Here is a 12233-nt window from a genome sequence, read left to right on the forward strand (position 1 = left end):
TTCCTGTCGGTACGCATCGAACTGTCGATACACCTCACACCGGGCGCACCGCACAGGCGACCACGTCGTTCGCTTGCGCAAGACCCGCGTCATCAACGACTCAATAATTCGGCCACAGCCCCGGCGTCGCCAGCTCCAGCAGATGCGCATCCGGATCGCGGAAGTAGAGGCTGTGCCCGCCGCCCGGCCACTGCGTACGGCCCTCGATGGGCACGTCGCAGGCCTGCAGATGTGCCTCCCATCCAGCCAGCGCATCGGTGGCGATGGCGAATGCGAAATGCGCGCGCCCGCTGCCATCGTGCGGCGGAATCGTGCCGCCCGGCAGCGTGACCGTAGCGGCGGTGCTGCCCTGCAGAAACAACAGCAGCACCTGCCCGGGTGCGATTGCGTACGCGGCCATGCGCGCGTCGCGATACATGGCTGCCAATCCCAGCACGCGGGCATAGAACGCGCAGGCGCGCTCCAGATCTGCCACATACACGCCGGTTTCCAGTACGCCCTGCAACGCCGGCGCCACGGAGGCCGGCGTCTGGCTCACGCGGCCAATGCCTGGCGCGGATCCTGGCCCGGTTCCACATGCACGTACAGTACCGGCAGCCCGTGCGCTTCCAGCACTGCGGCCATCTGCCGCTGACGCGACAGATACTGCTCGTACACCCCGCGCAGGCGTTCGCAATTCTCGCGGTCGTGCGCGTAGTAATCGCACCAGCCGGCCGGGTCGAACAGTGCGATGCGCACTTCGCCATCGACATAGCGCAGCACCGGCTCGGGCGGCTGCTCCAGCCACTCTTCGCTGTGCGGCGCCAGCAGGGCGGCTTCGATCAGCGGCCACAACGGGGCCAGGCCCTGGTTGTCGTACTGCATCGAAATCATCGCCGCCAGATCGTTCGCGGTGAGATACCGCGCGTGTTCGATGCGTGCGCCGAAGCTTTCCTGCGCCAGCAGCGCGGTATCGGCCTGCGCCATGCCCTGGGCCAGCAGCACTTCTTCCATCGCATCGGCCACCGTCGCCACGATCTGCGGATCGCCGGAGAGCAGGAACGGCAGCACGCGCAGGCCGCCGCCGGTCAGCTGTGCGTCGGCCTGGAAGGGCAGGGGGATCTCGCCCTGCGCATCGGCGCCGAACGCCAGCACACGCGGGCCCTGATCGCGCCCCGGCGCACGCGCATGCAGCTCGTCCAGCCGGCGATGCAGCGGCCAGCCCGGCCGCAGTACCTCGGCCGGGTCGAAGTGCGCCATTGCCACGCTGAGCTCGAGCTCGCGGACTTCGGGGATCCACTGCGCCAGGTCGCGGCCGATGCGTTCGGCCAGCATGCCGGCCTGCTCGGGCGCCAGGGCGCCGCGCTCGGGGGCGGTGCCGCCCGTCAATTCCAGCGCCATCACACCCATGGCGGTCACGCCGTGTTCGGTCTTGCTCATGATTCGCGGTTGGCCCATCACGGGGTCGAAGCTACACTGCGGCCATTATGCCTGCCGGCCCTGTGCAGGCCATGTCCCCGAGTCCTCCATGCCAGGTCAACCGATGCCCGCAGCCCGTCCCGTCGCCATTCTGGGCGGCGTTCGTATCCCGTTCTGTCGTCAGAACACCGCTTATGCGGACGTGGGCAACCTGGGCATGTCGGTGCGCACGCTGGGGGCGCTGGTCGAGCGCTTCGGGCTGCACGGGCAGCAACTGGGCGAAGTGGCGATGGGGGCGGTGATCAAGCACTCCTCGGACTGGAACCTGGCGCGCGAGGCGGCGCTGTCGTCCGGGCTGTCGCCGCTGACGCCGGGCATCACCCTGCAGCGCGCCTGCGGCACCAGCCTGGATTCGGTGATCACCATCGCCAATAAGATCGCGCTGGGCCAGATCGATTCGGGCATCGGCGGCGGCTCGGACACCACCTCGGAAGTCCCGATCGTCTACGGCAAGAAGCTGCGCGCGCGGCTGATGGCCGCCAACCGTGCCAAGGCCACCGGCGACAAGCTCAAGGCGCTGCTGCGCGGCTTCAAGCTGAGCGAGCTCAAGCCCGAATTCCCCGGCGTGGCAGAGCCGCGCACCGGCAAGAGCATGGGCGACCACTGCGAGGACATGGCCAAGGAATGGAACATCTCGCGCGACTCGCAGGACGAATGGGCGGTGTCCTCGCACCACAAGCTGGCCGCCGCCTATGAGCGCGGCTTCTTCGACAGCCTGATCGCGCCGTTCCGCGGCGTCTCGCGCGACAACATCCTGCGCGCCGACACCTCGCTGGAAAAGCTGGCCACGCTGCGCCCGGCCTTCGACAAGACCTCCGGCCGCGGCACGCTGACCGCGGCCAATTCCACCCCGCTCACCGATGGCGCGGCCGCGGTGCTGCTGTCCAGCGAAGCCTGGGCGCTGGCGCATGGCCACACCCCGATGGCCTATCTGCGCGATGCGCAGGTGGCGGCGGTGGATTTCGTGCATGGCGAAGGCCTGTTGATGGCGCCGACCATCGCGGTACCGCAGATGCTGGCGCGTCAGAGCCTGACCCTGCAGGACTTCGACATCTACGAAATCCACGAGGCCTTCGCCGCGCAGGTGCTGTGCACGCTGCGCGCCTGGGAAAGCGAGGATTACTGCCGCAATCGCCTGGGGCTGGAAGCGCCGCTCGGGCGTATCGACCCGGACAAGATCAACCCGCTGGGCTCGTCGCTGGCCACCGGCCACCCCTTCGCCGCCACCGGCGCGCGCGTGGTGGCAACGGCCGCTAAGCAGCTGGAAGAACGCGGCGGCGGCCGTGCGTTGATTTCGATCTGCACCGCCGGCGGTATGGGCGTGGTGGCCATCGTCGAGCGCTGACGCTGCTGCGCAGCGTGGGATTGGGCATTCGGAATTGAGGATTCGCAAAGCAGCTGCGGACTCCTGATTTTACGAATCCCCAATTCCCAATCCCGAATCCCCAACCTGCAAGGACGCATGGATGTCGAACGTTGATTCACGCGAGCCCCCTACGCTTTATCTGCCTCCGACGCACGGCGCCGTGTGGCGCGAGGGCGATGTACTGGTGTGCACGCCGGGCGCCGATCTACCGCCGCGTTGCGTCAAGTGCAATGCGCCGGCGGACATCTCGCCGCGCCGCTACATCTTCCATTGGCATCACCCGGCGATCTATCTGGCCCTATTGATGGGGGTGCTGCCGTATCTGATCCTGGCCATCGTGCTGCGCAAGCGCAGTGCGCACGTGCTGAGCCTGTGCGCGTGGCATGAGCGCCGCCGCGTGCAGTGTGTCGCCATCGCGATGGCGTCGATCGTGCCGCTGCTGGTCGGGGTGCTGTGGATCGGTAGCGCGACCGGCTGGCTGACCGGTGCCGGTGTGATGGCGGTGATGCTGTTGATCGGCAGACGCGGTTCGCGCGTGTTGTCGGCGCAATCGGTCGATCACGAGCAGGCACGTTATCTCGGTGCCTGTGACGCGTTTTTGCGCGCATTGCCGACGCCGCCCCAGGAATCGCGCGATTGGTGATCTGCGCCGCTGCGTTTGCAGATAGCTTCGTAACGTGCGTGCGTTGCCATCCCTGCAGGTGTGATGACAGGCCGGCAAATGTTGCCGGTGGCGCTTTTGCCCGGATCTAGAAAAACAAAAGCCCCGAACATGCCGGGGCTCCTGGTGAATCCACGCATCGCCGCAATAGCGGTCAGACCTCAGATCAGAGCACGCGATCGTCCGGTGCGAGCGGATCGGCCGGCGGCGTTGCATACGCCGATACGATCGGCCCGCGCAGCGACTGCTGCGGCAAGCCCTCGTGCACCGGCTCGCCGCGTGCGGCGCGCAGGGCGTTGGCGTAGCAATGCTGCGCGGACAGCAGATCCCCGGCGGCGGCAAAGCCATGGCCGAGTTCTTCCCAGGCCTCGCTGCCCGCGCCATTGGCCACTGCGCGATGCAGGAACTCCTCGGCCTGCGACCACTGCTGCTGGTGGCGTGCCAGACGTGCCAGGGTCAGCAACAGGCCCGGGCTGTCCGGGTACTGGGTCAGCCAACGCTGCGCACTGGCGCGGCGCGAATCGTATTTTTCCAGCGGCAGCACGCCGTATAGACGCACCAGCGATTCGTCCCACTGCGTATCCAGCGCCTGCTCCAGGCTATGCACCGCCGCATCGTCCCAGTGCAGCACTGCCGCGCGCTGTGCATAGGCACCCACCACCGCGGGATAGGTACGCAGCGGTTTGGGCAGCGCTTCCCAGCGTTCAGCCAGGGCATTGGCATCGCCGGCCTGCAACAGCGTCTGCTCGGCCAGCGTGGCTTCCAGTGCGCTGTAGGCCTCCGGTGCCAGCACCGCCTGCTGACGCAATGCGCCCAGCTGGCCATAGGCCTCGTCGGCGCGACCGATCTGCGCCAGGGCATGCGTGCGCAGCAGCAGGCCGCGCGCCGGCAGCGGTTGCGCGTTGGCATGATCGAGCGCATTGATCGCCTCGACCGGGCGTTGCCGCGCCAGATGCCGCTCGCCTTGCAGCAACGCATGCGCGGTGGGGTCGCACTCGGCCAATTGCTGGGCCAGCGCGTTGGCCGCCACCTCATCGCCGCGTGCATCGGCAACCCGCACTGCGCTGGCCAGGGCGATGCCGCTGACCTCCGCATCTTCGCTGGCGTTGACCAACAGGCGCTCGGCACGCTGCCACTGGCCGTGATCGGCTGCGCGCAGGCCTTCGATCAGGCGGGCGCGGCCCTTCCTGCGGCGGTACTTGCCCCAGACCCGGAACGGCAGGCTGACCAGCGTCCACACCAGCCACAGCACCAGCAGGGCGATGACCAGGATCAGCAGCGCCTGCGGCATGGCGGCGCGGTAGTCGTTGCCACCGACGCTGACCACCACATTGCCCAGGTCGTAACTGGTCTGATGCGACAGCCATTGCGCACCGAGCACGCCCAGCGCCACGGCAACCAACAGGATCAAGACGGTACGCAACACTTTCATTGGGTGGATCTCCCTTCACGCATGGCCTGCAGTTGCAGCAGGGTGGTGCCCAGTTCCGGCAGGCGCGGACGCAGTGGCGCTTGTTGCAGCGTGCGCAGGCGGGTACGTGCCTGGCGACGTTGTGGCGAATCCGGCCATAGCCGGGTGGTCCAGGTGTCCACCCGGCGCAGCGATTGCGCAAAGCCGGCGGCATCGCCGCGTTCGGCTGCGGCGCGGGCCAGGCTGACCTCGATCTGCAAGGCGTCGCGCGCCGCATGGCGGTTGCCGCCGGTCAGCAGTGCATCGCCACGGCTGGGACGGATGTCCACCAGCGGCGTGAGTGCTTTCTGCCACCACGGCTGCGCTGCTTCGCTCTCTTGAGCGGTCTGTTCGGGCAGGCGCAGCAGGTCGCCGGCCAACTGGTCCAGGGTGTGGCCGGCCTGCGCCTGTGGACCGGCGCCCAGGCGATCCAGTGCGTCGCGTTCCTGCACCAGCGCCTGACGCAGGTTGAGATAGCCGGGATCGTCGATGCCATTGAGCGCGGCATTGGCCAGTGCGTAGGCCCGGCGCGCACCGTCGGCGTCGCCGGCGATGCTCAGCCGCTGCTGGCCCAGCCGCAGCAGCAGTTCCACTTCATCCAGCCGCAGCGCCTGTGCACCGTGGCGGTTGGGATCGGCAAGCTTTTGCACGGTTTCTTCGAGCAAGGCGCTTCGTTGGCTCAGGCCCAGCATCTCGTCGCGCAGCACGCGGTTGGTGGCTGCCGCATCCGCCAGGCGTTCGTTGGCCAGGCGTTGGTCGCGGCGCAAGGTCTCCAGCATCTGCTGCGTGCCATCCCAGCGCTGCTGCTGCGCCTCGGCGGCCTGCAGTTGCGCGCTTTGATAGCCCTGCCATGCGCGCCAACCGAAGAACAGCGCCACGCCCACGGCGGCCAGCGCGACGACGAGCAGCAGCCATGCCAAGGGAAAGCGTCGCGTGGAAGCGGGCATTTCGGTCATTCGTCCATCCTCGCGCGGTCACGACGGGTGCAGGTGCCGCAGTCATCTTCCATAGCATGGCGTGCAGCGGCAGACAGCCGCAAGCCGTGCTTGAGTTCGAAGTTCAGCAAGGTCGCGATGGTGTCACGATCGCGGCGGCGGCAGCGGCCAATTGCTCGGGCAAGGGACCCGCAGCGCGCACCGCATGCTGGAAGCCGGCGGCGTGTGCGGCTTGCAGCATGCGCTCGCTGGAGGCCACCAGTGGGCGTTGCCGTAAGGTGTCGATCAGCGGTCCGGGCAATTGCTGCAGCACCAGCGTCAGCGCTTCGGCGCTGCTCAGCGCCAGCACGCTAGCGGGCAGCACGTCCGCCAGGGCACGCACTGCCGATGCGCGCAGGCGCAGCGGCACGCGCTGATAGACATCGGCGCGCAGGATGCGGGCGCCACGTTGCTGCAGGGCTGGCGCCAGCATGCCGCGCCCGCCCGGGGCGGTGATCAGCCCAACGGCCTGCAGCGGTTGCCGGAACAGCGGCAATGCGAGCAGGCCCTCGCTGTCCATGCGCGCCGGGCGTATCACCGTGTCGATGCCGCAGGCCTGCAGCGCGCGCGCAGTGCCGTCTCCCACGCTCACCCACTGCGCCTGCGCCGGCCGCTGTAGCGGCGCCAGACGATGCGCCGCGTGCACTGCGGCCGGGCTGGTGAACACCGCGATCGGCGCGTGCAAGGCCTGCCGCAATGCAGCCCGTGCCTGCGGGGTGTCATTGGTCTGCAGCCGCCACGGCGACAGCGCCAGCAGCCGTCCGCCGTGCCGCGCGGCGGCCCGTCGCAGCGGCGCGTGTTCACCGCTGGGCCGCAGCGAAATCAGGGTCCAGGCGTTGGCAGCTGGGGCGGGAGGTGTCATCCAGTGATTATGCGAGAGCCGTGCGTTATCGGGGGCGGGTGTCGCGCTGCGCTAGCGCTGGCGGCGATTCGATCCTCGCGCGCTGTCTGATCTTTGCGTGCCTGCTCGACGCGATGCCTGCGTTTCTGCGGCCAGAACCTCGTCCCCGGGTCTGTGCCGGTGACCGCTTCCGCCCACGATCCGCCACGACAATCGAGCTGGAGTGGCGCCGTGATCAAGTCCTACCTCATCAACATGCAGCGCAGCGGCGAGCGCCTGCAGGCGATGTCGACGCAGTTCCACGCGCTGGGCCTGCCGTTCGAGCGGATTCCCGCAGTCGATGGCGCTACCCTGACGCCTGCGCAGATTGCCGACTTCGCACGCGAGCGGCCGCTGGAAGGCTCCGGGGATGCCTTCAGCACCGGCCCGCGCAAGTGGACCGCCTCCAACATCGGGTGCTTCCTGAGCCATCAGGCCGCGTGGCGCATCGCAGCCCACTCCGACGACGCCTACACCGCCATCTTCGAAGACGACATGCATCTGTCCGACGCGCTGCCGGCGCTGCTGCGCAGCAGCGAGTGGCTGCCGGGCGGCAACAGCATCGTGCGGCTGGAGCCGTCCTACAACCGCATCAAACTCGATGCCAAGGTTGCCGAGGTCGGTGGCCGGCAGCTGCGCCTGGTGCGTCCCTCGGCCCACCAACACTGCTGGCCGGTCTGCGCCGGGGCGCTGATTCTCAGTCGCGATGCGGCGCGCCTGCTGCTGGCGGCCGAGGCACGCTGGCACACCATGGCCGACATTTTCCTGTTCGGCTGGAACGAATCGCCGGTCGCACAGCAGCTGTCCACCTATCAGCTGGCGCCGGCCGCCTGCATCCAGGACAAGTTCTTCCACGCCGCTCCGGAGCAGATCGTGTTTACCAGCACCATCGATGCGCCGTTGACGCACGCGCAGAGGCAGCGCAGCGCGCATTGGAAGGCCAAGGCCACCGCGTTGCTGCGTGTGGCGCAGGGCTATCGCAAGGTCGTGTTCGCACCCTGAGCCGGGCGAGACCCAGGCATGCGGCGACGCGATGCCGTACGCGTTCACCATGCGGTACCGCATGTCATTCCAGTGCACAAGACGCTCGCGGAACATTGCGGCATGATGCCGCCCTTCGCCGTCTTCCAGCCTTCGCCGATGACTCCTTCGTGCACGCTCGCATCCGCCCTGCAGTCGCTGCAGCAACAGTTCATCGCCATGCCGCCGGTCCTGTCGATGGGCATTGCCGTCGACGGCTTGCATGACGGCGCCTTGCGTTTGCGTGCGCCGCTGCAGGCCAACGTCAACGACAAGGCCAATGCATTCGGCGGCAGCCTGGCCTCGTTGATGACGCTGGCCAGCTGGGGCTGGCTGACGCTGCAACTGCAACTGGCCGGGCACAGCGCCGATGTCTACGTGGCCGACAGCCAGCTGCGCTACGTCGCCCCGGTCTACGAAGACCTGGTAGCCAATGCCGAGCCGTCCGAACTCGGCAGCTGGGAGGCATTCCTGGCGACCTTCCGGCAGCGCGGCAAGGCGCGCATCGGCATGCGTGCGCAGATCGCGCTGGGATCCGGTGCGGCGGCGGCCACCCTGAGCGGGCGCTTCGTGGCGTTTCCAAAACGGTAGGATGCGCGCTGGACTTGGGGGAATGCGCATGCGTGCAGTGATCGGGGCAATGCTGTTGCTCGGGCTGGCGATGGTCAGCGGGGGGGCGTCTGCCGGCAGCCGTGCCCAGGCACGCGCGCTGGAAACCACCCAGGCCGCCTACACCGCCGCGGTGCGCTGGAGCGATTTCGATGCCGCGCAGGGCTTTGTCGAGCCGAGCTACGCCCAGGCGCATCCGCTCAGCGATCTGGAACGCTCGCGCTACGAACAGGTGCAGATCTCCGGCTACCGCGAGCTGCGGGTGGGCGAGGATGGCAACGGCGACCTGCGCCGCGAGGTCGAGCTGCGGGTGATCAGCCGCAATACCCAGGCCGAGCGGCTGGTGCGCAGCATCGAGCTGTGGCGCTGGGATGCCGAGCGCAAACGCTGGTGGCTGGCCAGCGGCCTGCCCGATCTGTGGCAGGGCCAGTAGCCCGTGCCACCGGTGCCTGGCCGTCGCGCGTGCCAGCTGTGCGACAATTCCCGCCCGCTTGACTGACCCTGACCCCGTGAATTTCGAAGAGCTGCAGGCCTTTGTCGGCCGCAACCCCATGTTGTCGCTGGCCCTGGTGGGCCTGACCATCGCCCTGATCGTCACCGAGGTCGCGCGCCTGTTCCGTGGGTATCGCGCACTCAAGCCGGCTGAGCTGACCCGTTTGATCAACAGCGAGAACGCGTTGGTGATCGACCTGTCGCCGACCGCCGATTTCGAAAAAGGCCACATCGCCGGCAGCCGCAACGTGGCGCTGGCCAAGTTCGACCCGGCCGGCAAGCTGCTCGCCAACGCCAAGTCCTCGCCCGTAGTGGTGGTGTGCCGTAACGGCAATGCCTCCGCAGGCGCGGCCAAGACGCTGAAGAAAGCCGGTTTCGAGCAGGTCTACTGGCTCGATGGCGGCGTGGCCGCCTGGCAGATGGCCGAGCTGCCGCTGGTCAAGGGCCGCGCCTGACCGCACCTTGTGAGGCGCCGGGCAAGTCCCCATTGCTGGCATGAGAGACTCGCACTTTCACGTCTGCATCATTCAACGCTGCATCCACCGAACCGTTTCTGGAGTTAGGAATGTCCGACGAAATCATCAACGGCGCGGTTGCGCCGGCCGACGCCGCTGCTGGCCCCGCTTTCACCATCGAGAAGATTTACGTCAAGGACGTTTCCTTCGAATCGCCGAACGCGCCGTCCGTCTTCAATGACGCCAACCAGCCCGAGCTGCAGCTGAACCTCAACCAGAAGGTGCAGCGCCTCAACGACAACGCCTTCGAAGTGGTGCTGGCCGTGACCCTGACCTGCACCGCCGGTGGCAAGACCGCCTACGTGGCCGAAGTGCAGCAGGCCGGCGTGTTCGGCCTGGTCGGCCTGGAGCCGCAGGCGATCGACGTGCTGCTCGGCACCCAATGCCCGAACATCCTGTTCCCGTATGTGCGTACCCTGGTCAGCGACCTGATCCAGGCCGGCGGCTTCCCGCCGTTCTACCTGCAGCCGATCAACTTTGAAGCGCTGTATGCAGAAACCCTGCGCCAGCGTTCGCAGGGCGAAGGCACCTCGCTGGCCGATTCCGAGCCGGCTGGCAACGCCTAAGCCTTGCGTGCGCCGATGAGCGATTCGACGCAGAAGATCGCGGTTCTCGGCGCCGGCTCCTGGGGCACGGCCCTGGCCGCGCTGCTCGCCAGGCACGGTCACCCGACCGTGCTCTGGGGACGCGATGCGGCGATGGTGGATACCATCGACCGCACCCACGAAAACGTGCGTTATCTGCCGGGGATTGCACTGCCCGAGAGCCTGCGTGCGACCACCGACCTGCAACTGGCCATTGTCGATGCCGGCTGGATCCTGGTCGTGGTGCCATCGCATGCATTCACCGAGACGATCCGGTTGATCGCCCCGTTGCGTCCGGCCGGTGCCGGCGTTGCGTGGGCGACCAAGGGCTTCGAGCCCGGTTCCGGGCGGTTCCTGCACGAAGTGGCGCGCGACATCCTCGGTCCCGGCGTTCCGCTGGCCGTGGTGACCGGGCCGTCCTTCGCCAAGGAAGTCACGCTCGGCCTGCCGACCGCCATCACCGTGCACGGCGACGATGCGGCGTTTGCGCAGGTCGTGGCCGATGCGATGCATGGCCCGACCTTCCGCGCCTACACCGGCGATGACATGGTGGGCGCCGAGCTCGGTGGCGCAATGAAGAACGTGCTGGCGGTGGCCACCGGCGTGGCTGATGGCATGCAGCTGGGCCTCAACGCACGTGCCGGCCTGATCACGCGCGGCTTGAACGAGATGCTGCGCCTGGCGGCGGCGATCGGTGCACGGCCGGAGACGTTGATGGGCCTGGCGGGTCTGGGCGATCTGGTGCTCACCTGCACCGGCGATCTGTCGCGCAACCGACGGTTGGGGCTGGCCCTGGGACGCGGACAGAGCCTGAACGATGCGATCCGCGAGATCGGCCAGGTGGTGGAATCGGTGCAGACCGCCGATGAAGTCATGCGTCAGGCCGAGCATCACGGCATCGAGCTGCCGATCTCCAACGCCGTGCGTGCGGTATTGCATGGCGAGATCACCCCGGAAGCAGGCCTGAAGGAATTGCTGGCACGCGAGCGCAAGCCCGAGTACCCGCAGACCTTGTTCACCTGATCGTGGCATCGCGCGTTGACGCGCTGCGCAGAAACAACAAAAAGCCCGGCATTGCCGGGCTTTTTGTTGGTGCCGATCGCAAAGGTTGGCTGCAAGCCGTAGCCGCTTGAGCGCGCTGCATCGTGCTTCTACAGCAGCCGCATTGCGCACATGCCGCCATAGCGCGATGTGCGCAGCGCCAGCCGATCGCCCAAAAGAAAGAAGCCCGGTCGGGGGACCGGGCTTCCAATGCAACGCGGGAGAGAGAGTCGCGTTGCAGTCAAACGTGCGGCTTACCAGCTGAAGCGCGGGCCGACCGACCATTCCTTGTTGCCGTCGCCATCCATACGGATGTCGCCGTTGATGCCCCAGTTCTGGTTCAACTTGACCTGGGCGCCAAGGCGGCCGTAGAAGTTGTCGCCGATGTCGATGCCGCGCTTCTTGGAGAAGTCTTCGTAGCCAGCCAGGGCGTAGACTTCGAAGTGCTCGCCGAAGGCGTTACGCAGGCCGGCTTCAACGCTGTAACCGTCGAAGCTGATGTTCGGGGTGTCCAGGTCCAGCTTGCGGTAGGCAACGCGAGCAACGAAGTCGGTGCTGGTGGCGATTTCCTGGTTGTAACCTACGCCGACGCCCCACTGCTGGAAGTCGGAGTTGGAGCTTTCGAACACGTTGTCGTTGTCGTCAGCGTTCTGCTTGCTGTAATCGCCGAACACGTGGAAGTTCGGAGCGACGGCGTAGGACGCCTTCACGCCCCAACCATCAGCGTCGCGGCCTTCGGTCGGGGTGCGCACGTAGTCACCTTCGACGAAGTTGTAGGAGAGGTTTTCAGCAGCGGAGGCCGCAAACGGCAGGGCTGCGAGAAGGCCGAGGGCCAGCAGGGAATTCTTCATGATCGATACCTGTACTTATGGTTTGGGCCGGCGCTGAGGCGGATGCCGTTCGCTGCCGAGATGTAAATTCTCCGTTATTCGATGGAACGCGACATGAATTTTGGACTGACTGGTCCATGAATCATCGCGCCCAGTTCAGCTCCGCTTCCTTGTCATCAAATTGCAATGCGCGTACCGCACGCGCAAAGTGTGATGCATTGGCGGTTACATCGCGTCGATGTGACGCGCATGTATAGAAGCGCCTGTTTTTCAGTGATTTTTACCGCGTTTGCGGCGTGCAAGCACATTGCGCTGACACTGTGACTGGGAGCATGCCAGGCTTGTCGAACAAG

14 protein-coding genes are annotated in these 12233 nt (G+C 67.0%); 8 read left to right on the top strand and 6 right to left on the bottom strand.

Annotated elements, in window-relative coordinates:
* Positions 1 to 100 precede the first annotated feature (100 nt).
* Both ABQY64_RS01120 and ABQY64_RS01125 read right to left on the bottom strand, forming a co-directional pair.
* Entirely contained in the window at positions 101 to 538 is a 438-nt protein-coding gene (locus ABQY64_RS01120; protein WP_349780135.1) for a VOC family protein, read from the bottom strand.
* The gene (locus ABQY64_RS01125) at positions 535 to 1419 is read right to left on the bottom strand and encodes a hypothetical protein (protein ID WP_181141946.1); all 885 of its coding nucleotides are present in this window, start codon (positions 1417 to 1419) and stop codon (positions 535 to 537) included. The genes ABQY64_RS01120 and ABQY64_RS01125 overlap by 4 nt, the downstream gene beginning before the upstream one ends.
* An 88-nt stretch (positions 1420 to 1507) precedes the next feature.
* Here ABQY64_RS01125 and ABQY64_RS01130 point away from each other — a divergent pair, with 88 nt between their 5' ends.
* Positions 1508 to 2803, top strand: a complete 1296-nt coding sequence (locus ABQY64_RS01130; RefSeq protein WP_349780136.1) for an acetyl-CoA C-acetyltransferase — start codon at positions 1508 to 1510, stop codon at positions 2801 to 2803.
* A gap of 121 nt (positions 2804 to 2924) precedes the next feature.
* The gene (locus tag ABQY64_RS01135) at positions 2925 to 3467 is read left to right on the top strand and encodes a hypothetical protein (protein ID WP_349780137.1); all 543 of its coding nucleotides are present in this window, start codon (positions 2925 to 2927) and stop codon (positions 3465 to 3467) included.
* Positions 3468 to 3651: 184 nt separating this feature from the next.
* Here ABQY64_RS01135 and ABQY64_RS01140 read toward each other — a convergent pair whose 3' ends face one another.
* The 3 genes from ABQY64_RS01140 to ABQY64_RS01150 all read right to left on the bottom strand — a co-directional run bounded on the left by ABQY64_RS01140 (position 3652) and on the right by ABQY64_RS01150 (position 6771).
* A complete protein-coding gene (locus ABQY64_RS01140; protein WP_016903401.1) occupies positions 3652 to 4917 on the bottom strand; it encodes a heme biosynthesis protein HemY in 1266 nt (421 codons plus the stop codon).
* Positions 4914 to 5891 carry a uroporphyrinogen-III C-methyltransferase gene (locus ABQY64_RS01145; protein WP_039517726.1) on the bottom strand — a complete coding sequence of 326 codons (978 nt, stop codon included), beginning with the start codon at positions 5889 to 5891 and terminating at the stop codon, positions 4914 to 4916. Before ABQY64_RS01145 ends, ABQY64_RS01140 begins: the two co-directional genes overlap by 4 nt.
* Before the next feature lie 103 nt (positions 5892 to 5994).
* Positions 5995 to 6771 carry a uroporphyrinogen-III synthase gene (locus tag ABQY64_RS01150; protein WP_374151330.1) on the bottom strand — a complete coding sequence of 259 codons (777 nt, stop codon included), beginning with the start codon at positions 6769 to 6771 and terminating at the stop codon, positions 5995 to 5997.
* Between the two features lie 210 nt (positions 6772 to 6981).
* Here ABQY64_RS01150 and ABQY64_RS01155 point away from each other — a divergent pair, with 210 nt between their 5' ends.
* The 6 genes from ABQY64_RS01155 to ABQY64_RS01180 all read left to right on the top strand — a co-directional run bounded on the left by ABQY64_RS01155 (position 6982) and on the right by ABQY64_RS01180 (position 11032).
* Complete coding sequence (locus tag ABQY64_RS01155) at positions 6982 to 7791, top strand: glycosyltransferase family 25 protein (RefSeq protein WP_349780138.1); 810 nt, start codon at positions 6982 to 6984, stop codon at positions 7789 to 7791.
* Between the two features lie 138 nt (positions 7792 to 7929).
* On the top strand, positions 7930 to 8400 hold the full coding sequence (locus ABQY64_RS01160; RefSeq protein ID WP_026064546.1) for a YiiD C-terminal domain-containing protein: 471 nt from the start codon (positions 7930 to 7932) through the stop codon (positions 8398 to 8400).
* Positions 8401 to 8428: 28 nt separating this feature from the next.
* Positions 8429 to 8851 (top strand): hypothetical protein, encoded by a 423-nt coding sequence (locus ABQY64_RS01165; RefSeq protein WP_349780139.1) that lies wholly within the window; start codon positions 8429 to 8431, stop codon positions 8849 to 8851.
* Between the two features lie 76 nt (positions 8852 to 8927).
* A complete protein-coding gene (locus ABQY64_RS01170; protein WP_016903395.1) occupies positions 8928 to 9365 on the top strand; it encodes a rhodanese-like domain-containing protein in 438 nt (145 codons plus the stop codon).
* 110 nt (positions 9366 to 9475) lie between these two features.
* On the top strand, positions 9476 to 9991 hold the full coding sequence (gene secB / locus ABQY64_RS01175) for a protein-export chaperone SecB (RefSeq protein WP_016903394.1): 516 nt from the start codon (positions 9476 to 9478) through the stop codon (positions 9989 to 9991).
* A gap of 15 nt (positions 9992 to 10006) precedes the next feature.
* Entirely contained in the window at positions 10007 to 11032 is a 1026-nt protein-coding gene (locus ABQY64_RS01180) for an NAD(P)H-dependent glycerol-3-phosphate dehydrogenase (RefSeq protein ID WP_349780140.1), read from the top strand.
* 272 nt (positions 11033 to 11304) lie between these two features.
* Here ABQY64_RS01180 and ABQY64_RS01185 read toward each other — a convergent pair whose 3' ends face one another.
* Positions 11305 to 11901 (bottom strand): diffusible signal factor-reguated Ax21 faimly virulence factor, encoded by a 597-nt coding sequence (locus tag ABQY64_RS01185; protein WP_016904049.1) that lies wholly within the window; start codon positions 11899 to 11901, stop codon positions 11305 to 11307.
* Positions 11902 to 12233: the final 332 nt, after the last annotated feature.

This window comes from Xanthomonas sp. WHRI 7065, assembly GCF_040203115.2.
Taxonomy (GTDB): Bacteria; Pseudomonadota; Gammaproteobacteria; order Xanthomonadales; family Xanthomonadaceae; genus Xanthomonas; species Xanthomonas arboricola.